Origin of the sequence: Micromonospora sp. NPDC047740, from assembly GCF_043204735.1 — a bacterium.
Lineage (GTDB): Bacteria > Actinomycetota > Actinomycetes > Mycobacteriales > Micromonosporaceae > Micromonospora.
This window is the reverse complement of the sequence record NZ_JBIDCT010000023.1, coordinates 53,610-76,195: the sequence shown is the minus strand read 5'-3', so window position 1 is coordinate 76,195 and position 22,586 is coordinate 53,610. Positions and strand designations below refer to the sequence as shown.

Here is a 22,586-nt window from a genome sequence, read left to right as displayed (position 1 = left end):
ACCACGCCACCCGCCCCTGGGTCCCGGGGCGGGCGCGGGGGCGGGGGCGGGCGACGGTCAGTGGTCGGCGCTGTTCCAGTCGCGGCCCTCGCCGACGGAGACCTCCAGCGGCACCGACAGCGGGTACGCCTCGCCCATCTCCTTGCGAACCAGGGCCTCCAGGGTGGCCCGCTCGCCGGAGGCGACCTCGAAGACCAGCTCGTCGTGCACCTGGAGCAGCATCCGGGAGCGCAGCCCGGCCTCGCGCAGCGCGGTGTCGACGTGCAGCATGGCGACCTTGATGATGTCGGCCGCCGAGCCCTGGATCGGGGCGTTGAGCGCCATCCGCTCGGCCATCTCCCGGCGCTGCCGGTTGTCGCTAACCAGGTCGGGCAGGTAGCGGCGGCGCCCCAGGATGGTGGAGGTGTAGCCGTCCTGCCGGGCCCGGGCCACCACCTCTTGGAGGTAGTCGCGGACCCCGCCGAAGCCGGCGAAGTAGTTCTCCATCAGCCCGCGCGCCTCCTCGGCGCTGATCCCGAGCTGCTGGGAGAGGCCGAACGCGCTCAGCCCGTACGCCAGGCCGTAGTTCATCGCCTTGATCTTGCGCCGCTGGTCGGCGGTGACCTGGTCCACCGGTACGCCGAAGACCGAGGAGGCGGTGGCCGCGTGGAAGTCGTGCCCGGAGTTGAACGCCTCGATCAGCGCGTCGTCCGACGACAGGTGCGCCATGATCCGCATCTCGATCTGGCTGTAGTCGGCGGTGAGCAGGCACTCGTAGCCCTGGCCGACGACGAAGGCCCGGCGGATCCGCCGCCCCTCCTCGGTGCGGATCGGGATGTTCTGCAGGTTGGGCTCGGTCGAGGAGAGCCGGCCGGTGGCCGCCACGGTCTGGTTGAACGTGGTGTGGATCCGGCCGTCGTCGGAGACGGACTTGAGCAGCCCGTCGACGGTCGACTTGAGCTTGGCGACGTCCCGGTGGCGCAGCAGGTGCGCCAGCACCGGGTGGGGCTGCTGGGCGTAGAGCCACTGGAGGGCGTCCGCGTCGGTGGTGTAGCCGGTCTTGATCTTCTTGGTCTTGGGCAGGCCCAGCTCACCGAAGAGGATCTCCTGGAGCTGCTTGGGCGAGCCCAGGTTGAACTCCCGCCCGATCTCCGCGTACGCGCCCTGCGCGGCGGCCTTCACCTCGGCGGCGAAGTGCGCCTCCAGCTCGGACAGGTATTCGGTGTCGGCGGCGATACCGGTGCGCTCCATGGTGGCGAGCACCCGCATGAGCGGCAGCTCCACGCCGGCCATCAGCCGGGCCGACTGCTCGCCGTCGCGGGACAGCTCGGCGTCGATCGCGTCAGCCAGGTCGAGGGTCGCCCGGGCCTGGAGCATGAGGTTCTGCTCGGCCTCGCCGTCGTTGCCCAGCCCTTCCAGGGTGAGCTGGCCGGTCTCCGGCGCGTCGACCCGCAGCTCCCGGTGCAGGTAGCGCAGCGCCAGGTCGGTCAGGTCGTAGGAGCGCTGGTCGGGGCGGGCCAGGTACGCGGCGATCTGGGTGTCGCGGGAGATGCCCTGCAGGTCCCAGCCGTGCGCGGCGAAGGCGAGCACGGCCGGCTTGCTGTCATGCAGCACCTTGGGGCGGGCGGCGTCGGCCAGCCAGCCCGCGAGCGCCGCCTCGTCGGCCGGGTCGAGCGTGGCCGGGTCGAACCAGGCGGCCGCGCCGCCGTTGGTGGCCAGGGCCATCCCGGTCACCGAGGCGGTGTGCCGCCGGTTCGGGCCGGTGTCGAGCTTGACCGCCAGGCCCACCGGGGTGCCCGCCGGGGCGTGCGTCTCCAGCCAGCCGGCGAGGGCGCCCGGCTCGGTGAGCAGCTGCCCGGCCAGCTCGAAGCCCGCCTCGGCCTCCGGCTCGACGGCCTCCAGGTACTGGTACAGCCGGTCGCGCAGAATGCGGAACTGAAGGGTGTCGAAGACCTGGTGCACAGCCTCCCGGTCCCAGCCCTGCCAGCGGGCGTCCTCCGGGCGCACCGGCAGCTCCAGGTCGGCCACCAGGCAGTTGATCTCGTAGTTGCGGATCACGTCGGCGAGCCGCTCGCGCAGGCTGTCGCCGGCCTTGCCCTTGATCTCGTCGGCCCGGGCCACCACGCCGTCGACCCCACCGTAGGTGTTGATCCACTTGGCGGCGGTCTTCGGGCCGACGCCCGGGATGCCGGGCAGGTTGTCGCTGCTCTCGCCGACCAGGGCGGCCAGGTCGCGGTAGCGGTCCGGGCCGACGCCGTACTTCGCCTCGACCGCGGCCGGGTCCATCCGGGCCAGGTCGGAGACGCCCTTGCGCGGGTAGAGCACGGTGATCTGGTCGCCGACCAGCTGGAACGCGTCCCGGTCGCCCGTGGTGATCAGCACGTCCATGCCCTGGTCCCGGGCCTGGCAGGCGAGGGTGGCGATGACGTCGTCCGCCTCGTACCCCTCCTTCTCCACCACCGGGATACGCAGCGCGGCCAGCACCTCCTTGACCAGGCTGACCTGGCCCTTGAAGTCGGTCGGGGTCTCGCTGCGGCCGGCCTTGTACTCGGCGTATTTATCCGTGCGGAAGGAACGGCGGGAGACGTCGAAGGCGACCACGATGTGCGTGGGCTGCTCGTCACGGAGCACGTTGATCAGCATCGAGGTGAAGCCGTAGACGGCGTTGGTCGGCTGCCCCGTGGTGGTGGAGAAGTTCTCCACCGGCAGGGCGAAGAAGGCCCGGTATGCCAGGGAGTGTCCGTCGACGAGGAGCAGGCGCGGCGTCGTAGCTGTCACGGCAGCGACTCTAGTCCGTACCGCCGACAACCCCGACCCGCGGCGCGGCCCGAACGGCCGCGATCCGCCGGACATCGGCGGCGATGCCCGGTCTGCCGGGTCCGGTGCGGCGCGTGCCGCACCGGACCCGACGATCAGAGGACCTTGGCCAGGAACGCCTTCGTCCGGTCGTGCTTCGGGGCGGCGATCACCTCGCGCGGGTTGCCCTGCTCGACCACCACGCCGCCGTCCATGAAGACCAGCGAGTCGCCGACCTCCCGGGCGAAGCCGATCTCGTGGGTCACCACGATCATCGTCATGCCGTCGCGGGCCAGGTCCTTCATCACGTCCAGGACCTCGCCGACCAGCTCCGGGTCCAGCGCGCTGGTCGGCTCGTCGAAGAGCATCAGCTTCGGCTGCATGGCCAGCGCCCGGGCGATCGCCACCCGCTGCTGCTGCCCGCCGGAGAGCTGCCCCGGGTACGCGCCGAGCTTGTCCCCCAACCCGACCCGGTCCAGCAGCTGCGCCGCCCGGTCCCGGGCCTCCGCCTTCTTGGCCCGGCGCAGCAGCACCGGCGCCTCGACGACGTTCTGCAGCACGGTCATGTGCGGGAACAGGTTGAACCGCTGGAACACCATGCCGATCGCCCGACGCTGCGCGGCCACCTCCTTGTCCCGCAGCTCGTGCAGCTTCCCGCCGCGCTCCCGGTAGCCGATCAGGTCGCCGTCCACCCAGATCCGGCCGGCGTTGATCTTCTCCAGGTGATTGATGCAGCGCAGGAAGGTCGACTTGCCGGAGCCGGAGGGCCCGAGCAGGCAGCACACCTCCCCGGCGCGGACCTCCAGGTCGATGCCCTTGAGCACTTCGAGGGGCCCGAACGACTTGTGCACCTGCTCGGCCCGCACCATCGGGCCCGACTCCATTGCAGGCGCCCCCGCCTGGGCGGAAACGATCAGCTCGCTCATGACGGATCCACCACCCCCGCGTTGCCTCCGGCCTCCGCCGTCATCCCGCGGAGCCGCATCCGGGCCCGTCCGCTCGTTCCATACCCCTTGCCGAAGTGCCGTTCCAGGAAGTACTGCCCGATCAGCAGGATGCTGGTCAGGAAGAGGTACCAGAGAACGGCCGCGACGTACATCGGGAAGATCTGGAACGTCCGCTTCCCCACCGCGTCGAGCTGGAAGAACAGCTCGACGCTGTATGGCACGGCCAGCAGCAGCGACGTGTCCTTCAACATCGCGATGGTCTCGTTGCCGGTCGGCGGGATGATCACGCGCATCGCCTGCGGCAGCACGATCCGGCGCAGGATCTGGCCCCGGCTCATGCCCAGCGCCGAGGCCGCCTCACTCTGCCCCTCGTCCACCGACTGGATGCCTGCCCGCACGATCTCCGCCATGTAGCCCGCCTCGGAGAGCGCCAGGCCGAGCAGGCCGGCCACGAAGCCGGTCAGCACGTCCCGGGAGGTGAACCCGAAGACCCGCAGCTGCAGGTTGTCGATCCCGAAGAGTTGGCCAATCTGGGTGTCGAAGGGCACGCCGAACTCGATCCGGCTCCACAGGATGCCGAGGTTGCCGAAGACGGCCAGCAGCACCAGCCGGGGCACCGCCCGGAAAACCCAGGTGTAGAGCCAGGCGACCACCCGCAGAATCGGGTTGGTCGAGAGCCGCATGATCGCTACCACGATGCCCAGGGACACCCCGAGCACCATCGCACAGATGGTCATCACCACCGTGCCGCGCAGCAGTCCCTCGATGATCGGTGGCCGGAACATGTTGTCGACCATGAACGACCACTTGAACTTGTCGTTCGTGACCAGCAGATGCACGAACATCGCCGCCAGGACCGCCAGCACTGCGATGGCGGCCCAGCGGCCGGGGTGCCGTACGGGCACGGCCTTGATCGGCTCAGGCCGCGCCCGTACGGTCTTCGTTTCCTCGGTTGTCATCGCGTTACGGGTTGATCGCGGGGTCCGTGATCGCGCCGTCCCCGACCTTCCACTTGTCCAGGATGCTCTTGTACGTGCCGTCCGCGATCAGCGCCTTCGTCGCGTCCCGGACAGCCTCGGCGAACGCGGTCTGGTCCTTGGCCACCACGTAGCCGTACGGCGCCGCCTCGTACATCTTGTCGAGCAGGTCCAGCGCGCCCTCGGACTGGGTCACCGCGTACACCCCGACCGGGTAGTCGGCGAGCATCGCGTCGTCCTTGCCGGAAGCCACGGCGGCGGTCGCCGCGTCCTGGCCCGGGAACTGCTCGACGGTGATCGCCGGCTTGCCGGCGTCGGTGCACGCCTTCGACCGCTTCTCGATGTCCTCAACCTGGACGGTGTCCTTCTGCACGGCGATCTTCTTGCCACAGGCGTTGTCGATCGAGACGCCGGCCGGGTTGCCCTTCTTGGTCACCCACTGGGTGCCGACCTGGTAGTAGCTGACCATGTTGGCCTGGGCCTTGCGCTCGTCGTTGATGGTGAACGACGAGACGCCGACCTCGTACTTGCCCGACGACACGCCGGTGATGATGGCGCCGAAGTCAGCGGAGACGAACTCCGCCTTCAGCCCCAGCTTCGCGGCGACCGCGGTGAACAGCTCGACGTCGAACCCGATGGCCGTCTTGCCGTCGGTGTCGAGGAACTCGGCCGGGGCGTAGGACGTGTCGCTGCCGACCACGATCTTGCCGTCCGCCTTGATCGCGTCCGGCACCTTCGCGGCCAGCGCCGAGTCCGCCGCGGCGGTCACGGACGGGCCGCCACCGGGCTGGTCGGTGGCTTCCTTCTCGCCGCACCCGGCGACCGACAGGGCCAGCAGCGCGGCGCCGGTGACCCCGACGACCGCCCGCCGGCCACCACTGATGTTGAACATGTCCTACTCCTTGCGATAGGGGTGACGGCCGGTCAGGCCACGCCGAGGTAGGCCTCTTTGACCGACGGGTCGTGCAGCAGTTCGGCGCCAGTGCCGCTCTTGACGATCCGTCCGGTCTCCAACACGTACGCGCGGTGCGCCCGGGCCAGCGCCTGCTGCGCGTTCTGCTCCACCAGCAGGATCGTCGTGCCCTGCTCGTTGATCTCGGTGATGATGTTGAAGATCTGCTGGATCAACATCGGTGCGAGACCCATCGAGGGCTCGTCGAGCAGCAGCAGCTTCGGTCGGCTCATCAGCGCCCGCCCGACGGCCAGCATCTGCTGCTCGCCGCCGGAAAGGGTACCCCCGGCCTGCTTGCGCCGCTCCGCCAGCCGGGGGAAGAGCTCCATCACCCGGTTGAGGTCCTGCGCGACGCCCGCCCGGTCCCGCCGGGTGTACGCCCCCATGTCCAGGTTCTCCAGCACCGTCATGCCCGGGAAGATGCCGCGCCCCTCCGGGGCCTGGCACAGCCCGCGCCGCACCCGCAGGTCCGCCCGGAGCTTGGTGATGTCCTCGCCGTTGAACCGGATCCGCCCGGAGGCCACCGGCCGGATCCCGGAGATGGCCCGCATCGTGGTCGACTTGCCGGCCCCGTTGGCGCCGATCAGGGCGACGATCTCACCCTCGTCCACGGTGAGGCTGATGCCGTGCAGCGCCTGGATCCGCCCGTACAGCAGGCTCACATCGTCGATCTCAAGCAGCATCGTCCGGCACCCCCAGGTACGCCGCGATCACCCTCGGGTCGTCCCGCACCTCGGCGGGCAGACCCTCGGCGATCTTCTTTCCGAACTCCAGCACCACGATCCGGTCGGTGACCCCCATGACCAGGCGCATGTCGTGCTCGATGAGCAGCACGGTCACGCCGGTGTCCCGGATCTGCCGGATGAGCTGGAGCAGTTCCTCCTTCTCCGCCGGGTTGAAGCCGGCAGCCGGCTCGTCCAGGCAGAGCAGCACCGGGTCGGTGGCCAGCGCGCGGGCGATCTCCAGCCGCCGCTGCTCGCCGTAGGAGAGGTTGCGGGCGAACTCGTGCATCCGCTTGCGGATGCCGACGAACTCCAGCAGGCGCTCGGCCTTCTCGCGACCCTCCCGCTCCTCCCGCCAGTGCCGCGGCAGCCGGAGCAGCGCGGAGACGACGCTGGTCTTGTGGTGCGCGTCGGCACCGACCTGGACGTTCTCCAGCGCGGTCATCTCGGGGAAGAGGCGGATGTTCTGGAACGTCCGCGCCATACCCATCTTGGTGATCTGGTGGCGCTTCTTGCCGCTGATCTTCTCGCCGCGGAACCTGATCTGCCCCTCGGTGGGCTGGTAGATGCCGGTCATCGCGTTGAAGCAGGTGGTCTTGCCGGCGCCGTTCGGGCCGATCAGACCGAGAATCTCACCCTTGTAGAGGGTGAAGTCCACCTGGTTCAGCGCGACCACACCGCCGAAGCGCAGCGTGACGTTGTCGACCTCCAACAGCGGCTCCCGCGCGGGCACCGCCTCCACCGCGGGTGCGGCAGCCTGCGCCGGGACGGCCGGCGTCTGCTCGATGTCACTCACCGACGATCACCTCCTTGCGGCGGTCCTTGAACTCCGCCGCCCGTCGTCGGTTCGGGATGAGGCCCTGCGGCCGGAAGATCATCATCCCCACGAGCACCAGGCCGAAGAAGAGGAACCGGTACTCGTAGAGCTCCAGGCCGAACAGCTCGATGCCGCGGAACCGCTCGATCATGTACGCCACCAGGCCACCGCCGACGATGGCGCCGACGATGTTGCCGGAGCCGCCGAAGATGACCGCGGCCAGGATGATGATCGAGTTCAGCAACTCGAAGTTCTGCGAGTTGACGAAGTTCTGCTTGCCCGCGAAGAGCGCGCCGGCCAGGCCGGCGATCGCCGCGCCCGAGGCGAACGCCCAGAGCTTGAACTTGAACGTCGGCACGCCCATCAGCTGGGCGGCGTCCTCGTCCTCCCGGATGGAGATCCACGCCCGGCCCACCCGGCTGTGGGTGAGGTTCCGCACCCCGATCACCACCAGGATGATCAGCGTGAGCACCAGCCAGTAGTACGGCCGGGCGTCGAGCACGCCGAAGAACGGCTTGCCGTCGGCGTACTTGCCCGGCGGGTGCGGGATCTGGTTGAAGCCCCGCTGCCCCTTGAGGAAGTCGGAGCTGACCGCCGCGATCCGGATCATCTCGGCGAAGCCGAGCGTCACCAGCGCCAGGTAGTCGCCGCGCAGCCGCAGCGTCGGCGTGCCCAGCATGACACCCGAGACCATGGTCAGCGCGATCGCCACCGGCACCACCAGCAGCCACGGCCAGAGCGTCTTGATGTTGCTGCTCGGCGAGGTCAGCACCGCCACGGTGTACGCGCCGACGGCGAAGAAGCCGAAGTAGCCGAGGTCCAGCAGGCCGGCGAAGCCGACCACGATGTTGAGCCCGACGGCCATCAGCACGTAGATCGAGACGGTGAACATCACCTGGGTGAAGTTCGCGCCCGGGGTCGGGATCGGCCCGAGGTACTGGTAGAACTCCTTGTTCGGCAGCGCGTAGAAGAACACGATGACCGCCGCCAGCACCGCCCAGCGCACCCACCGCGGCGCGTCGCGCCACCGCTGCGCGATCGCCTCGCGGCCGTGGCGCAGCCGGTCCATTGCCGCGTCCCGTTGCTCCGGGTTCGGCGGATTAACGGTCGTCGTCATGCCCGTGCCCTCCCCAGCGATTCGCCCAGCAGACCGGTCGGCCGGAACATCAGCAGCACCACCAGCACGGCGAACGCCGCGAAGTCCTTCCACTGGGAGCCGAACAGACCCGAGGCGTAGTTCTCCACCACGCCCAGCAGCAGGCCGCCGACCAGCGCGCCGCGCAGGTTGCCGATGCCACCGAGCACCGCGGCGGTGAACGCCTTGAGGCCCAGCAGGAAGCCGACGCTGTAGGTCAGCGTGCCGATCTTCACGTCGTAGAGCAGGCCGGCCACGCCGGCCATCGACCCGCCCGCGATGAAGACCAGCATGATGATGCGGTCCTTGTTCACGCCCATCAGCGCGGCGGTGTTGGCGTCCTGGGCCACCGCCCGGACGCCGCGGCCGAGCCGGCTGCGGTTGATGAACAGGTCCAGCGCGACCATCATCACCAGCGCGGCACCGACGGTGAGCAGCTGCACCGCGTCGATGGGTACACCGGCGATCTCGAACAACGGCTTGGTGTTGACCAGCCCGGGCGCGCCCTGCGGGAGCCGGCGGGTGTAGACGCCGAACGCCTCCGAGATCGCGATCGAGGCGCCGATGGCCGTGATGAGGAAGGCCAGCGGCGGAGCGTTCCGCTTACGCAACGGGCGGTACGCCACCCGCTCGATCACGGTCGCCGTGCCCGCCGAGGCGATGGCCGCGGCGATCACCGCCACGAGCAGATAGAACATGATCGAGCCGACCCCGCTGACCTGTGAGTTCTGGTCGAGGCCGAAGCCGTTCCAGGTCCACAGTGCGGCGAACGCGCCGGCGATGAAGACCTCGGAGTGGGCGAAGTTGATGAGTCTCAGCACGCCGTAGACCAGCGTGTAGCCGAGCGCGACCAGGGCGTAGATGGCGCCCTGTGTCAGGCCGGTCGTGGTGAGTTCCCCGAAATTGGAGAACAGTCCGTCGAAGTTCAAGGGAGGGACGCTCCATCAGGTGTGGCGAAAAAAACGGGGTGCGGCCGGGAGCGAGCTCCCGGCCGCACCCGCGATCACGACTCAATCGCTGTAGCAGCGACCGGCGTCAGGACTTCTTGATCTCCTGGTCCGGAACGACCTGACCACCCTGGACCTTGAAGGCCCAGACCTTCACCTGCGCCGGGTCCAGCTCGCCACCCTCGACGAACTTGTAGTTGGCCGCCACGCCCTCGCCGCTGTAGTTCTTCACGAAGTCCAGCAGGCCGGCGCGGTCGGTCTTGCCCGCCTTGATGCCGGCCAGCAGGATGTTCGCCGCGTCGTAGGCGGTGTCGCTGTAGGTGCCCGGGTCGGTGCCGTTGAGCGCCTTGTACTCCTCCTTGAAGGTGCCGCGCGCCTCGCTGGCGGGCTGGCACGGGCAGGTGAGGATCGTGCCCTCGGCCGCCGCCGCACCGGCGGAGTCGATGTACGCCTTGTCGTTCACGCCGTCACCGGCGACCAGCGGAGCGGTGACCCCGGCAGCGGTGAGCTGCTTGCGGATCAGGCCGGCCTCCTGGTAGTAGCCGCCGTAGAAGATCGCCTTGACGTTCGCGGCCTTCACCTTGGTGACCACGCCGGAGAACTCGGTCTGCTTGCCCTCGCCCTGGACCTTGTCCGAGCCGACGACGGCCCCGCCGAGCACCTTCTTGACCTCGTCGGCCAGGCCCGCGCCGTACGCCGACTGGTCGTCGATGACGTAGACCCGGTCGGCCTTGATCACGTCCTTGATGTAGGTACCGGCCGCGGGACCCTGGCTGAAGTCGTTGCCGACCGCCCGGAAGAAGGTCTTCCAGCCCTGCTGCGACAGGCTGGGCCGGGTCGCGGACGCGGTGATGTGCACCAGGCCCGCCTCGGCGAACAGCGGGTCGGCGGCCTCCGACTCACCGGAATAGGCCGGTCCGACGATGCCGAGGATCTTCGGGTCGTCGATGGCCTTCTGCGCGAGGCCCGGGGCCTGGTCCGGGCTGCCCTGCGAGTCGAGCGGAACCAGCTCGACCTTGCAGTCGGCGTTCTCCTTGTTGTACTTGTCGACGGCCAGCTTGACGCCGTTGTTCTCGTTGATGCCGAGTGCCGCCGAGCTGCCGGTCAGCGCACCGAAGAACGCGATCTTGTTGCCACACTTGTCACCACCGGACGCGCTGTCCCCACCGCTGCTGCTGCAGGCGGTGCCGCCGGCGACGAGCGCCAGCATGGCAGCTCCACCGATCACGCGCGCGAGCTTCTGCCTCAAGGCCCGAACCCTCCTCCGTCGCATGGCCCCAACCACCCGCTGCCAATTGGCCCTTGCGGGGGGCGAACGAACCAGACCGTCGTCGCCGGTCTGGGCCGGGACGTTATCCCACGTGGGAGCTGTGGCGTAAGTCCCAGGAGAGCGGGTTGACCGAACCGTTACACGCCGTGGCGGATTGGAAGCGATCGCTGTAAGAACCGTCGGTCGCGAGGGACTTTCACCTTTGTTTCGTCGGTAAGCAGCAAACGCCGCTCCACCCGCTACCGATCGACGGTCGGCACCGCCGCCCACCAGGCACGAGACTCTCCACCGTCGTCAGCGACCAACATCAGTCGATCCTCGTCGAACGCCGCCGCCACCGCGGTGTCCCCACCATCGGGCACCGCGACCGGCAGCACCATCGGCCGCCATGAACCGCCCGAATCGACCGAGAACCACAGACCGTGACGATTCCCGTCGCCGGTCACCGCCAGCAACCCGCCGCCGGCCGACACGAGCCCATGCACCGACGACACCCCCGGACCCGCCGCACCGAAACCGCCGACCCGCCGCCAGCCCGCGGCACCGGCCCACCCCGCACCGCCGCCGGCGTCCGCCGCCCGCCACACCCCGAACCCGTCCCGCACCGGACCGACCGCCACCACCGCGCCGCCCACCAGAGCGACCCGCTGCGCCTGGCTCCGCCCGTCCGACGCCGGCAACTCCATCCGCCGCCAGGCCCGCCCGTCCACCGAGGCCCAGGCGAGCGGCAGCGCCGCCGTCCCGTGCTGCGGCAGCACCGCCCCCACCACCAGCCACCCCGGCGGTACGGCCACCGCGTCCAACCCGACCGTCCGGCCCCGAGCGTCGCCGGCCAACTCCGGCACACCCTCGTGCAGCGTGAACCGCGCCCCGTCCGGTGACGTCCACACCGCCGCCCCGTCGGCCCGGGATCCGACCACCAGCCACCCGCCCGGCCCCGCGACCAGCCGGGAGACGCTCACCGCCCGGGGCCCCCCGTACAGCTCGAACGGGGCCACCGCCTCCCGCAGCGTGCCGCCGGCGTCCTGCACCCAGGTGCCCGAACGCGGATTGCCGTGCACGCCCCCGTTCCGCGCACCCAACGCCCCCAGCCGACCCTGCCGGCAGGCCGCCGCGTAGAGCACGTGCCGCGCGCCGTAGAAGCTCGACGACGCGATCGGCACGGACGACCAGGAGAGACCGTCCACGCTGGCCCACGCCGCCGGGCGGGTCTCCCCCGCCGGGTCGGCCACCCCGCCCACCACGAACCAGCGCCCGGCGCAGGCCGCCACGTCGCGCAGCAGCAACCGGCCGGGCGGTCCCGGCGGTACCGGCAGCGCCAGCGGCTGCCACCGCGGACGGAGCGGCCCGGGCTCGACGTGCGCCTTCGCCCGTACGCAACCGGCGAGCAGCACGACGACGACACCGAGCATCGCCACCAGCCGCCGCGCCGCCACGGACCGGAGTCTATCGATCCCCGCCGCTCCAACGCACCGGCCGACCGGCGCCGTCAGGAGGCCGGCTGGGCCACCTCGCCGCCGGCGGTCTCGGCGAGGATCCGCTCGGCGACCTCCTTCATGGTCATCCGGTGGTCCATCGCCGTCCGCTGGATCCACTTGAACGCCTGCGGCTCGGTCATCCCGTACGTGGTCATCAGCGCGCCCTTGGCGCGTTCCACGGTCTTGCGGATCTCCAGCCGGTCGGTGAGGCCGGCCACCTCCGCCTCGAGCGCGGCGATCTCCGAGTAGCGGGAGAGGGCGATCTCCACCGCCGGCACCAGATCGCTCTTCTGGAACGGCTTGACCAGATACGCCATCGCGCCGGCGGCCCGGGCCCGCTCCACCAGGTCCCGCTGGCTGAATGCGGTGAGGATGATCACCGGGGCGATCCGGGCGCCGGCGATCCGCTCGGCGGCGGCCAGCCCGTCCATGATCGGCATCTTGATGTCGAGGATGACCAGGTCCGGCTTCAACTCCTCGGCGAGCTTCACGGCGGTCTCGCCGTCACCGGCCTCGCCGACCACCTCGTAGCCCTCTTCGACCAGCATCTCGGCCAGGTCCAGCCGGATGAGCGCCTCGTCCTCGGCGATCAGTACGCGCCTGCGCTCCCCATCCGTCTGCGTCTCGGCCACGAGCCTCTCCCACCAGTCTGAGCCTCGACACCCGCGATACCGGGTGTCGCCGCCCCTAGCGTAGTGGGTAACCTGTCATGGCCAATCAACAGAAGGCCCCTGTAGTCCAACGGCAGAGACGATGGTTTCAAAAGCCATAAAGTGTGGGTTCGAATCCCACCGGGGGCACAAACTGTCATACAGGCGTTCGAAGATACTCATGTGCACTCGCCCGAGATACGCGCCCGAGCGCGGCAACGCTACCTGTCCGGCAGCAGCATCGCTGATGCTGCCCGCAGCGTCGGGCTCTCCTATCGCACCGTGTGGCACTGGTGCCGGGACCGGCCAGAGCCGATCACCCAGGGCACCGCGCTGCGCTGCTTCCGCTGCCGCCCGGACGTCGACAATACGACAGATCCGGCCGCTTACGCCTACCTGCTCGGCCTCTACCTCGGGGACGGGCACCTTGTGACGTCGGCACGGGTGCCCGTGTTGCGTATCTCTTGCAGCAACGCCTGGCCAGGACTGATCGACGCCTGCGACCAGGCCATGCGAGCGGTGCTCGCAACCAAGGTTCAGCGCGTCCAACAACAGGGCTGCGTCAATGTCCAGAGCTACGGCAAACACTGGCCGTGCCTGTTGCCGCAGCACGGCCCCGGCAAAAAGCATGAGCGGCCGATCGTCCTGACCGACTGGCAGCAGGAGATCGCGACGGCGCAGCCGGGCGACCTTCTGCGTGGCCTGTTTCACTCTGATGGTTGCCGGTTCAGCAACCGAGTCACCGTCCGGGGCAAGCAGTACGTCTACCCGCGCTACATGTTCACCAACGAATCCATCGACATCATGGGCCTCTGCCAGTGGGCGCTCGACCTGCTCGGCATCGCGTGGAAGATGAACCGACGTAACTGCCTCTCGGTGGCCCGGCGGGACGGGGTCGCCGCGCTGGACCGCCACGTCGGCCCGAAGTCCTGAGGCCAAGCAGCGCCCGCGGCGCAGCCCGACGGGTCAGATCGCCGCGAGCGCCTGCTCCAGGTCCGCCCGGAGATCCTCCGGGTCCTCCAGGCCGACCGAGACCCGCAACAGGCCCCCGCACGGCTTGGCGTCGCCCTCGACCGGTCGGTGGGTGAGCGAGGCGGGGTGCTGGATGAGGGTGTCGACGCCGCCGAGCGACACGGCGTGGGTGATCAGCCGGCAGGCACCCGCGACGGCGGCCGCGGCGGGGGCACCGCCGCGTACCTCGAAGGCGAGCAGGCTGCCGGGGCCGGACATCTGGCGGCCGACCAGCCCGGCCGGGTCGTGGTGCGCGGGGTGGTGCACGCGCGTGACGGCGGGGTGGCCGGCGAGCCAGCCGGCGAGTTTCTCGGCGCCGGCCTGCTGGGCGCGGACCCGCAGCGGCAGGGTCTGCAGGCCGCGGTGCAGCAGGTACGCGCCGAGCGGGTGCAGGATCGCGCCGGTGACGGCGCGGACCTGGCGTAGCCGGGCGGCCCAGCCGGGGTCGCAGGCGACGACGCCGGCGAGGACATCGCCGTGGCCGCCGATGCTCTTGGTGGCGCTGTGCAGTACGAGCGCGGCGCCGTGCCGGGCGGGCTGCTGGAGCACGGGGGTGGCGACGGTGTTGTCGACGAGCAGTGGGACGTCGCCGGCGGCGGTGGCGAGGGCGGCGATGTCGACGAGGTCGAGGGTGGGGTTGGCCGGGGTCTCGACGACGACCAGGGCGGTGTCGGGGCGGATCGCGGCGGCGACCTGGTCGGGTCGGGCCCAGGTGACCTCGGTGCCGAGCAGGCCGGTGGCGAGCACGTGGTCGGTGCCGCCGTAGAGGGGGCGGATGGCGACGACGTGGCGGCGTCCGTCGCGGGTGGCGGCGAGCAGGGTGGCGGTGAGGGCGGCCATGCCGCTGGCGAAGGCGACGGCTTCGGCGGTGCCTTCGAGTTCGGCGAGGGCGGTCTCGAAGCGGGCCACGGTGGAGTTCCAGAGCCGCTGGTAGACGGCGCTGCCGTCGGGCGGGAGGGTGCCGCCGGTGGCGAGGGTCTCGTAGGCGTCGCCGCCGCCGGCGACCGACGGCAGCGGGTTGGTGGTGGAGAGGTCGATGGGCGGTACGTGGACGCCGAGACCGGCGAGGTCGTCGCGCCCGGCGTGCACGGCTCTGGTGTCCACGGCGGTCATGTCCCGAAGCGTCGAACATCAGACCAGCACAGAGCAATAGAGGCGAACAAGATTCTGCCGATTGCACTTTCGCCATCCTCTGATTCGGTGGATGATGCTCGCATGCCCGTGGCACCGAATGATGTACGGCCGTTCGCGGCGCTGGACGACATCGACCGCGCGATCCTGACCGAGCTGGCCGTCGACGGCCGGCTGCCGAACAATGCCCTCGCCGAGCGGGTCGGGGTGGCCCCGTCGACGTGTCTGACGCGTACCCGGGCGCTGCGCGAGTGCGGGGCGATCCGCGGGTTCCACGCGGAGGTGGACCCGGCGGCGGTGGGGTTGCCGTTGCAGGCGCTGGTGTCGGTGCGGTTGGCCGCGCACGAGCGGGCGGTGGTGGACGCGTTCCGGGCCCGGTCGGTGCGGTTGCCGGGGGTGGTGTCGGTGTTCCACGTGGCCGGTGCGGAGGACTACGTGCTGCACGTGCGGGCGGCGTCCGGGGATGCGCTGCGGGACTTCGTGCTGGACCATCTGGCGGTGGATCCGGCGGTGCAGCACACCCAGACCAGCCTGATCTTCGAGCAGGCGCGCGGTATGGGTTAGGGCACCGTCCGGAACAAGTCCGGCGCGCGGCGGGTTGCTCAGAGGCGTGATCGACGTACCCTTGTCTGTTCTTGATCTTGCTCCGGTCGCGGCCGGCGGCAGCGCCGGTGAGGCTCTGCGACACACGACCGAGCTGGCCCGGCGCACCGAGGAGCTGGGCTACCGCCGGTTCTGGGTGGCCGAGCACCACAACATGCCCGCGATCGCCAGTTCGGCCCCGGCGGTGCTGCTCGCCCACCTGGCGGCCCACACCTCGACGATCCGGCTCGGCTCCGGCGGGGTGATGCTGCCCAACCACGCGCCGCTGGTGGTCGCGGAGCAGTTCGGCACCCTGGAGGCGCTGCACCCGGGCCGGATCGACCTGGGCATCGGCCGGGCGCCCGGCACCGACCAGGTGACCGCGCTGGCGCTGCGCCGGAGCATGGAGGGGCTGTCGGCCGAGCACTTCCCGCGGGAGCTGGCCGACCTGATGAACTATTTCAGCGGCGCGGAGCCGGGGCCGATCACCGCGACCCCGGGCCGGGGGCAGTCGCCGGCGGTCTGGCTGCTCGGGTCGAGCGGCTTCAGCGCCCAGCTCGCCGGGCTGCTCGGGCTGCCGTTCTCGTTCGCGCACCACTTCAGCGCGCAGAACACGCTGCCCGCGCTGCAGCTCTATCGGCAGAGTTTCCGGCCGTCGCAGTGGCTGGAGCAGCCGTACGCGATGGTCGCCGTGAACGCGGTCTGCGCGGAGACCGACGAGCGGGCGGAGTGGCTGGCCGGGCCGGCCGGGCTGTCCTTCCTGAAGCTGCGCTCGGGCCGGCCGGAGCCGCTGGCGACGCCCGAGGAGGCGGCGACCTACCCGTACACCGAGTTGGAGCGGGATTTCGTGGCCCAGCGCCGGGAGGGCCAGGCGACCGGTTCGCCGGAGACGGTGGCCCGGCAGCTCGGCGCGCTGCTGGCGCGCACCGGCGCGGACGAGCTGATGCTGACCACGATGGTGTACGACGTGGCGGACCGGGTCCGTTCGTTCGAGTTGATCGCCGAGAAGGTGGCCGGCGGGCTTCGCCGGGATGCCTGAAACATGCTCTTCATAGCCGTGTCACCCCTCCGTCGCGCGGCACCCGTAGGTTGATGACCGGTGGTGGTACGGCACTCCCGGTCGGGACGGGTCGGGGGTGCCGCGGTGTGGTGCACCGGGTCGCCAGCGCTGCGGGTTCCGCGGCTGGCGGCCCGGTGCTTTTTTCGTCCGGGCCGGTCTCGCCCGCCGCCCGACCCTTGCCCCCACGGCGGCCCACCTGATCGACTCCACCCCATGGCTGAGCACATGGACCCGGAGGAGTTCCGCCGCGCCGGGCACGCCGTGGTGGACTGGATCGCCGACTACTGGACGACGCTCGGACAGCGGCCGGTGACGTCGCAGGACCCGCCGGGCGCGGTGGCCGCCGCGCTGCCCGCCGGGCCGACCGAGCGGGGCGAGCCGGTCGAGGCCGTCCTGGCCGACCTGGACCGGATCGTCACGCCCCGGCTGACCCACTGGCAGCACCCAGGCTTCTTCGGCTACTTCCCGGCCAACACCTCCGGCCCGAGCGTGCTCGGCGACCTGGTCAGCTCCGGGCTCGGCGTGCAGGGGATGCTCTGGGCCACCGGCCCGGCCTGCACCGAACTGGAGACGGTGCTGCTGGACTGGCTCGCCGGCCTGCTCGACCTGCCGGAGCGGTTCCACTCGACCGGCCGCGGCGGCGGGGTGATCCAGGACTCCGCCTCGTCGGCGACGCTGGTCGCCACGCTGGGCGCGCTGCACCGGGCCAGCAAGGGCCGCTGGCGGACCGACGGCGTCGACCGGCGCTACCGCGCGTACACCTCCACGCAGGGGCACTCCTCGATCGAGAAGGCGGCCCGGATCGCCGGGCTGGGCACCGACGGGGTACGGGCGATCGAGGTGGACCCGGCGACGCAGGCGTTGCGCCCGGCGGCGCTGCGCGCGGCGATCGAGGCGGACCTGTCCGCCGGGGTGGTGCCCGCGATCGTGGTCGCCACCATCGGCACCACGTCCACCACCGCGGTCGACCCGCTGCCGGAGATCGGCGCGATCTGCGCCGAGCACGGCGTCTGGCTGCACGTCGACGCCGCGTACGCGGGGGCGGCCGCGGTCTGCCCGGAGCTGCGCTGGTCGCACGCCGGGGTCGAGTACGCCGATTCGTACTGCTTCGACCCGCACAAGTGGCTGCTCACCGGCTTCGACTGCGACGCGTTCTGGGTGGCCGACCGGGGCGAGCTGATCGAGGCACTGACGGTGATGCCGGAGTTCCTGCGCAACGCGGCGACCGAGTCCGGCGCGGTGATCGACTACCGGGACTGGCAGGTCCCGCTGGGCCGCCGGTTCCGCGCGCTCAAGCTCTGGTTCGTGCTGCGCTGGTACGGCGTCGAGGGGCTGCGGGCGCACATCCGCTCGGGGGTGGCGCTCGCCGACCGGTTCGCCGCGCGGGTGGCGGCCGACGACCGGTTCGAGCTGGCCGCGCCGCACCCGTTCTCGCTGGTCTGCTTCCGGCTGCGGGCCGGCGACGAGGCGAGCGCGGAGCTGCTGCGCCGGGTCAACAGCACCGGGCGGGTGCACCTCACGCACACCCGGATCGAGGGACGGTACGCGCTGCGCCTGGCGGTCGGCTCGCCGCTCACCGGGCAGGAGCACGTCGACGAGGCCTGGGAGCTGCTCTCCGCCGCGGCCGACGCCCTCCTCGCCACCTGACCCGGCGTGCCCTGGTTGGTTTCTGGTTGCGCTTAGGGGTGTGGCCCACCGTGCCCGGGTCCGGACGGCCCGAGCGTGCGGTTTCACCGAAAGTGTGGCCTTTGGGCGCTCGGAGTGCCGTTTTCGGGGAAAGTGTGACGTCGCCCCGTCGAGGGCCGATGTCTCAGAACGTCTGGGAACACGACGTTCGGCGGCAACAGGCGGCTGTCCCAGCCCGACGCGTCGTACCCGGCGGCGGCCACCCCCGACGCCGCGTCGGGGATGTGGCGGTGTCGGCGGGTGTCGGTTACCGCCGTTTCCGCGACTTGGAGTGGATCAAGGATGGTTCGGGCCCGACTAGTGCGGTGTCCACTAACGTTCACCGGGTTTCCGGTGCACCGTTGTGGATCCTCGCCGTTATGGCGAGCGACTCCCAACCTGGTGGTGGGGCGGGCCTCCGCGGGCCAACTGATCCTCTCGACACCCGGGGTGGGCGGCGGGGATCACGCCGGGACTGGCCGGCACCGGGTAGGTGTCGGCCGGCTCGACGGTGCGTGACCACCTTCGGCAGCACGACGGCTGCTGTGGGGGTGGTGGGTCCGCCGCCCGGGGTGCGGGTGGCGATGATGGCGGCCGCGATCAGGTCGCGGTGCCCGGTGAACTGGCAGTGTGGGCAGGACAGGGTCCGGCCGCGGGGTTTCGGTACCCGCCGCAGGCAGGTGGGGCAGGTGGAGGAGGTGCCGCGTTCGTTGACGGGGTCGACGGTGATGCCCGCCAGGGTGGCCTTGTCTTCCAGGATTTGCAGGAGGCGGCCGATCTGCCATTGCCGCAGCCGCAGGTTGTGCCGCCGCCCCGCGTCGATGTCCAACACATCGCGCGGGTTACCTACCCTGAGCACACCGACTCGCTGCTCCACCGCCCAGGACACGACCTCACGGGCTGCTTCGTGTTGGGCCTGCCGGACCCGGCGCTTGTGCCGGCCCTCCACCAGCCGGGCCCGGCGGCGGTATTTCCGCCACCGCCGTGACCCTTTCTGGCCCGGCTTCGGCGCCCGGTAGGCCACGGCGCGGCGGCGGGTTTTGGTGTCGGCGAGATGCATACGGTGCTCGGCGCGGATCGCCCGCCCCGACACCAACAGGCCCTCACCGTCCGGGCCAGCCACCGCATACGGGTGGATGATGCCCAGGTCGACCCCGGCAACCCTGGCCGGGTCCGGCCCCTCGCCTGGCGGGTACACGGCGACTGGAACCTCGGCGGTGATGTCGAGGAACAGCCGGCCGCCCTCGCACAGCAGGGTGACCGAGCGGACCTGCTCGACCGGATACGGCACCTCCCGCGCCAACCGGATCCACAACGGCGACGCGCCTTGCGCGGTCGGGACACGCACCCGCCGCCTGTCCAGGGTGAACGTGCCGTGATACCAACGCACCGGCATCAACGCCCGCCGACGCCGCGGAAACCGCGCCGTCAGGTCACCGTCCTGGCGGGCTTTCGCCGCCGCGAACCACGCATCGGAGAACCGCCGCAACACCGACCGGGCACCCGCGCTGTCCAACTCCCCGAACGTGCCCGACCCCGACCCAGCCAACTCCCGGCACAACGCCTGATAACCAACCAGCGGCGCGTCGTGGCGGCGGCGCCGCCACCCGTTGATCTCCAGGACACACGCCCACACGTCACCGGCCGAGCGCAGCAGGCCGAAGCACCGCCGCCGCTGCCCCGACGTCACCCGCAACGCCACACGAGCAGTGCGGTACACCACCCTGGGCGCGGCGGGATCCCGACGACGAGGCACGAGCCACACCCAACCCGACGGGTACGACAATTTCCGGCAGCGGCCAACCCGGCGAACGTAAGTGGACACCGCACTAGCCGGGACTCGTGGTGGGTGATGTCCGGTTTGCGGGCGGCCGGTGGGCATCCCCGGCCCGGAATGGCGGCCGGCTCGGGGGCGTTGAACACGGGTGCATGGCCGAGGTAGGCCCTCGCGAGCCGGGTCGCCAGGGCCCGGTCGGAATGACAATGGGCCGCCGGTCGTTGTACATGAACCCCGCGACCGATGCCCCGTGAGGCGGGGTCGGCCAGGCCGGAATGTTGGTGGCCCGCCGGTCGTTGCAGATGACTCGCGATCGAGGAAGCCGCCCCGTGAGCCGGGGTGGTCGGGCCCGGAATGTTGGCGGGCCGCCGGTCGTTGTACATGGTCCCGGCGCCGCGAAGAGGCGAACCCCTAGCCCCGCGAGCCGCTGGTCGAAGACTTTCCCCCTCTTGTTTGAGCGCCTGACGGTGCTTGCGCGCCCTGCCCACCCCCATGGGCGGTGTGTGCGCCAACCCCCGAATGGAGCTTTGATCATGAACTCGATGCTGCGTAAGAGCATTCTTGGTGTTGCTGGTCTGGCTTTCACCGGTGGTGTGTTCGCCGGCCCGATCGCCGCTCACGCCGACGCCCCGGCCACCGCTGCTGGGAAGCCGGTGACCGCGGTGCAGGCCGACAAGCCGGACATGGGCAAGCTGATCCCGCATGGTGTGCAGGGCGCCCAGTCGAAGATCACCCTGAACGACGAGCAGACCGCGAACGCGAAGGCGATCATCGCCGCCACCAAGAAGGCCGGCCTGCCGGAACGGGCCGCGGTGATCTCGATCGCCACGAGTCTGCAGGAGTCGAAGCTGGAGAACCTGGGCCACCTCGGCGACGCCAATGACCACGACTCGCTGGGCCTGTTCCAGCAGCGCCCGAGCTCGGGTTGGGGTACGCCGGAGCAGATCACCAACCCCGAGTACGCCACCCTGGCGTTCGAGAAGGGCCTGAAGCAGATCGACGGCTGGCAGGACATGCCGCTGACCAAGGCCGCCCAGACCGTGCAGGTGTCGGCCTACCCGGACGCCTACGCCCAGTGGGAACAGCAGGCCGCCGACCTCGTCGCCCAGCACTGGAACAGCTGACAACACAGCCGAGCACCACAGCTGACAACCGAAAGAACGTGAACACGCTGCTGGCCGGCACCCCAAACACGGGTGCCGGCCAGCAGCATCTCCGAACCCTGGACAGCCGCCGTCACCGCTGACCAGAAACCATCTGCGATCCCGAAGCACTCACTGCTGACGCAGAAGCGCCCGACGGCCACGGCAGCAGGTCGTACCAGAAAGGAGGACGGCAACGCACGGGCGGGCAGGGCGCACGACGGGGCTGGGGGCGAGGGTGACCGGCGCAGGGATCAAGCGACCGCCCGGAGCCGGTCACCCTCGCCCCCAGCCCACAACCGCAACCAGCCCACAAGAGCAACCACCGAATCCCGCCCACAGCCACCCCGGTCACCCAAGCCCGGCGCCCACCAAGCAACCGCAGCTGGCGGCGTACCCCGGATCAGCCCTCGACGGCGGCGGCGAGCCGCCGGGGCTCCTCGGGCGGCGCGGCGTCGGCCTGGCCCACCGGGCCGCCGGCGACCGGCACGGCGAGCGCGGCCTCGGCGACCGCCCGGGCGCGGCGGGTGCGGCGCAGCGCCCGCACGGCCAGCGCCAGCGCGACCAGCCAGCCGGCGCCGAGCACCGCGTAGACCAGGAACGGGACCGGGCCGGCCAGCTCACCGGCGCGCAGCAGCGTCCGGGCGTTGGTCAGCACGATCACGCCGCCGATCGTCGCGCCCAGCAGCTGGGCGGGAACGATGCGGACCAGCCAGGCGGCGATCGGCGCCGCGACCAGGCCACCGATCAGCAGTGCGGCCACGGTGGGCAGCAGGAAGCCCTCGGAGCCGAGGCCGATCAGGAACCCGACACTGGCCGCGCCGGCGACCATGAACTCGGCGGTGTCGACCGAACCGATAACCTTGCGCGGCTCCATCCGGCCGGAGACGAGCAGCGCGGGCGTGGCCACCGGACCCCAGCCCCCGCCGCCGGTGGCGTCGATGAAGCCGGCGACCAGACCGAGCGGGCCCAGGAACCGCCCCCGCAGCCGACCGGCGGCCCGGTTGGCGCGCAGCGGTCGGGAGAAGCGCACCAGCAGGTACGCGCCCAGGGTGAACAGGATCGCGGCCATCCACGGGGCAGCGGCCTCGGTGGAGATCGAGCTGAGGAAGGTGGCGCCGGCGAACGCGCCGATCGCGCCGGGTACCGCGATCCGGGCGACCACCCGCCAGTCGACGTTGCCGAACCGCCAGTGCGCCACGCCGGCGGCGAGCGTGGTGCCGATCTCCGCCAGGTGCACCGAGGCGGACGCGGCGGCCGGCGCCACCCCGGCGAACAGCAGCAGGGTGGAGGAGGTCAGCCCGTACGCCATGCCGAGCGCGCCGTCGACCAGCTGCGCGGCGAGCCCGACCAGGGCGAGGATCAGCAGCTTACGCACGAGGTCCTCCGACTTTTCGGCATCTCCTATCGACTTGGTCGACAATGCGGTACGCGACCGCCCCGGTCAAGTCCCCCATCCAGTTCGTGGGACGCGCCGGACGGCGCGGAATGGGCGCGGGTCAGCCGGCCGGGCGGGACCGGCGGGCGGAGCGCGGGCAGCCCGGTCAC

General features: G+C 70.9%; 19 protein-coding genes and 1 tRNA gene. 6 read left to right on the top strand and 14 right to left on the bottom strand.

Going from position 1 to position 22,586, the window contains the following annotated elements; all coding sequences use genetic code 11:
* Positions 1 to 57 precede the first annotated feature (57 nt).
* The 11 genes from polA to ACGF4F_RS31980 all read right to left on the bottom strand — a co-directional run bounded on the left by polA (position 58) and on the right by ACGF4F_RS31980 (position 12,652).
* Complete coding sequence (polA, locus tag ACGF4F_RS32030; RefSeq protein WP_393083326.1) at positions 58 to 2,757, bottom strand: DNA polymerase I; 2,700 nt, start codon at positions 2,755 to 2,757, stop codon at positions 58 to 60.
* 134 nt (positions 2,758 to 2,891) lie between these two features.
* Positions 2,892 to 3,701: an amino acid ABC transporter ATP-binding protein gene (locus tag ACGF4F_RS32025; protein ID WP_393083324.1), complete on the bottom strand. Its 810-nt coding sequence runs from the start codon at positions 3,699 to 3,701 to the stop codon at positions 2,892 to 2,894.
* On the bottom strand, positions 3,698 to 4,681 hold the full coding sequence (locus ACGF4F_RS32020) for an amino acid ABC transporter permease (protein WP_393083321.1): 984 nt from the start codon (positions 4,679 to 4,681) through the stop codon (positions 3,698 to 3,700). The genes ACGF4F_RS32025 and ACGF4F_RS32020 overlap by 4 nt, the downstream gene beginning before the upstream one ends.
* Before the next feature lie 4 nt (positions 4,682 to 4,685).
* Complete coding sequence (locus ACGF4F_RS32015) at positions 4,686 to 5,591, bottom strand: ABC transporter substrate-binding protein (protein ID WP_393083319.1); 906 nt, start codon at positions 5,589 to 5,591, stop codon at positions 4,686 to 4,688.
* 32 nt (positions 5,592 to 5,623) lie between these two features.
* On the bottom strand, positions 5,624 to 6,334 hold the full coding sequence (locus tag ACGF4F_RS32010; protein WP_073833833.1) for an ABC transporter ATP-binding protein: 711 nt from the start codon (positions 6,332 to 6,334) through the stop codon (positions 5,624 to 5,626).
* Positions 6,324 to 7,169 (bottom strand): ABC transporter ATP-binding protein, encoded by an 846-nt coding sequence (locus tag ACGF4F_RS32005; protein ID WP_393083315.1) that lies wholly within the window; start codon positions 7,167 to 7,169, stop codon positions 6,324 to 6,326. Before ACGF4F_RS32005 ends, ACGF4F_RS32010 begins: the two co-directional genes overlap by 11 nt.
* Positions 7,162 to 8,307: a branched-chain amino acid ABC transporter permease gene (locus ACGF4F_RS32000; protein WP_393083312.1), complete on the bottom strand. Its 1,146-nt coding sequence runs from the start codon at positions 8,305 to 8,307 to the stop codon at positions 7,162 to 7,164. The genes ACGF4F_RS32005 and ACGF4F_RS32000 overlap by 8 nt, the downstream gene beginning before the upstream one ends.
* Positions 8,304 to 9,254, bottom strand: a complete 951-nt coding sequence (locus ACGF4F_RS31995) for a branched-chain amino acid ABC transporter permease (RefSeq protein WP_357446366.1) — start codon at positions 9,252 to 9,254, stop codon at positions 8,304 to 8,306. Before ACGF4F_RS31995 ends, ACGF4F_RS32000 begins: the two co-directional genes overlap by 4 nt.
* A 106-nt stretch (positions 9,255 to 9,360) precedes the next feature.
* A complete protein-coding gene (locus ACGF4F_RS31990) occupies positions 9,361 to 10,521 on the bottom strand; it encodes a branched-chain amino acid ABC transporter substrate-binding protein (protein ID WP_357446369.1) in 1,161 nt (386 codons plus the stop codon).
* A gap of 260 nt (positions 10,522 to 10,781) precedes the next feature.
* A complete protein-coding gene (locus ACGF4F_RS31985; protein ID WP_393083309.1) occupies positions 10,782 to 11,978 on the bottom strand; it encodes a hypothetical protein in 1,197 nt (398 codons plus the stop codon).
* Between the two features lie 53 nt (positions 11,979 to 12,031).
* Positions 12,032 to 12,652, bottom strand: a complete 621-nt coding sequence (locus ACGF4F_RS31980) for an ANTAR domain-containing response regulator (RefSeq protein ID WP_073833838.1) — start codon at positions 12,650 to 12,652, stop codon at positions 12,032 to 12,034.
* A 95-nt stretch (positions 12,653 to 12,747) separates the two neighbouring features.
* Here ACGF4F_RS31980 and ACGF4F_RS31975 point away from each other — a divergent pair.
* Together ACGF4F_RS31975 and ACGF4F_RS31970 are read left to right on the top strand one after the other, a co-directional pair.
* Positions 12,748 to 12,820: transfer RNA gene (locus ACGF4F_RS31975), tRNA-Leu, on the top strand.
* 33 nt (positions 12,821 to 12,853) lie between these two features.
* The gene (locus ACGF4F_RS31970) at positions 12,854 to 13,603 is read left to right on the top strand and encodes a transcriptional regulator (RefSeq protein WP_393083306.1); all 750 of its coding nucleotides are present in this window, start codon (positions 12,854 to 12,856) and stop codon (positions 13,601 to 13,603) included.
* 33 nt (positions 13,604 to 13,636) lie between these two features.
* On the opposite strand, the gene ACGF4F_RS31965 is transcribed toward ACGF4F_RS31970, so the two are convergent.
* Complete coding sequence (locus ACGF4F_RS31965; RefSeq protein WP_393083303.1) at positions 13,637 to 14,794, bottom strand: trans-sulfuration enzyme family protein; 1,158 nt, start codon at positions 14,792 to 14,794, stop codon at positions 13,637 to 13,639.
* Positions 14,795 to 14,896: 102 nt separating this feature from the next.
* Here ACGF4F_RS31965 and ACGF4F_RS31960 point away from each other — a divergent pair, with 102 nt between their 5' ends.
* The 3 genes from ACGF4F_RS31960 to ACGF4F_RS31950 all read left to right on the top strand — a co-directional run bounded on the left by ACGF4F_RS31960 (position 14,897) and on the right by ACGF4F_RS31950 (position 18,101).
* Positions 14,897 to 15,376 carry an Lrp/AsnC family transcriptional regulator gene (locus ACGF4F_RS31960; RefSeq protein WP_073833840.1) on the top strand — a complete coding sequence of 160 codons (480 nt, stop codon included), beginning with the start codon at positions 14,897 to 14,899 and terminating at the stop codon, positions 15,374 to 15,376.
* A 46-nt stretch (positions 15,377 to 15,422) separates the two neighbouring features.
* Entirely contained in the window at positions 15,423 to 16,433 is a 1,011-nt protein-coding gene (locus tag ACGF4F_RS31955; protein WP_393083300.1) for an LLM class flavin-dependent oxidoreductase, read from the top strand.
* Between the two features lie 234 nt (positions 16,434 to 16,667).
* Entirely contained in the window at positions 16,668 to 18,101 is a 1,434-nt protein-coding gene (locus tag ACGF4F_RS31950) for a pyridoxal-dependent decarboxylase (protein ID WP_393083297.1), read from the top strand.
* A 358-nt stretch (positions 18,102 to 18,459) separates the two neighbouring features.
* Here the strand turns inward: ACGF4F_RS31950 and ACGF4F_RS31945 are convergent, their stop codons facing one another.
* Entirely contained in the window at positions 18,460 to 19,809 is a 1,350-nt protein-coding gene (locus ACGF4F_RS31945) for an RNA-guided endonuclease InsQ/TnpB family protein (protein ID WP_393083294.1), read from the bottom strand.
* 620 nt (positions 19,810 to 20,429) lie between these two features.
* Between ACGF4F_RS31945 and ACGF4F_RS31940 the strand changes: the two genes are divergently transcribed.
* Positions 20,430 to 21,020 (top strand): hypothetical protein, encoded by a 591-nt coding sequence (locus ACGF4F_RS31940; protein WP_393083291.1) that lies wholly within the window; start codon positions 20,430 to 20,432, stop codon positions 21,018 to 21,020.
* Positions 21,021 to 21,441: 421 nt separating this feature from the next.
* On the opposite strand, the gene ACGF4F_RS31935 is transcribed toward ACGF4F_RS31940, so the two are convergent.
* Complete coding sequence (locus ACGF4F_RS31935) at positions 21,442 to 22,416, bottom strand: sulfite exporter TauE/SafE family protein (RefSeq protein ID WP_393083288.1); 975 nt, start codon at positions 22,414 to 22,416, stop codon at positions 21,442 to 21,444.
* Between the last annotated feature and the right edge of the window lie 170 nt (positions 22,417 to 22,586).

Excerpts from the sequence above, each read along its gene's own strand:
- ACGF4F_RS32025 (WP_393083324.1), bottom strand. The coding sequence starts at position 3,701 with ATGAGCGAGCTGATCGTTTCCGCCCAGGCGGGGGCGCCTGCAATGGAG.
- ACGF4F_RS32020 (WP_393083321.1), bottom strand. The coding sequence starts at position 4,681 with ATGACAACCGAGGAAACGAAGACCGTACGGGCGCGGCCTGAGCCGATC.
- ACGF4F_RS32015 (WP_393083319.1), bottom strand. The coding sequence starts at position 5,591 with ATGTTCAACATCAGTGGTGGCCGGCGGGCGGTCGTCGGGGTCACCGGC.
- ACGF4F_RS32010 (WP_073833833.1), bottom strand. The coding sequence starts at position 6,334 with ATGCTGCTTGAGATCGACGATGTGAGCCTGCTGTACGGGCGGATCCAG.
- ACGF4F_RS32000 (WP_393083312.1), bottom strand. The coding sequence starts at position 8,307 with ATGACGACGACCGTTAATCCGCCGAACCCGGAGCAACGGGACGCGGCA.
- ACGF4F_RS31965 (WP_393083303.1), bottom strand. The coding sequence starts at position 14,794 with ATGACCGCCGTGGACACCAGAGCCGTGCACGCCGGGCGCGACGACCTC.
- ACGF4F_RS31960 (WP_073833840.1), top strand. The coding sequence starts at position 14,897 with ATGCCCGTGGCACCGAATGATGTACGGCCGTTCGCGGCGCTGGACGAC.
- ACGF4F_RS31950 (WP_393083297.1), top strand. The coding sequence starts at position 16,668 with ATGGCTGAGCACATGGACCCGGAGGAGTTCCGCCGCGCCGGGCACGCC.
- ACGF4F_RS31940 (WP_393083291.1), top strand. The coding sequence starts at position 20,430 with ATGAACTCGATGCTGCGTAAGAGCATTCTTGGTGTTGCTGGTCTGGCT.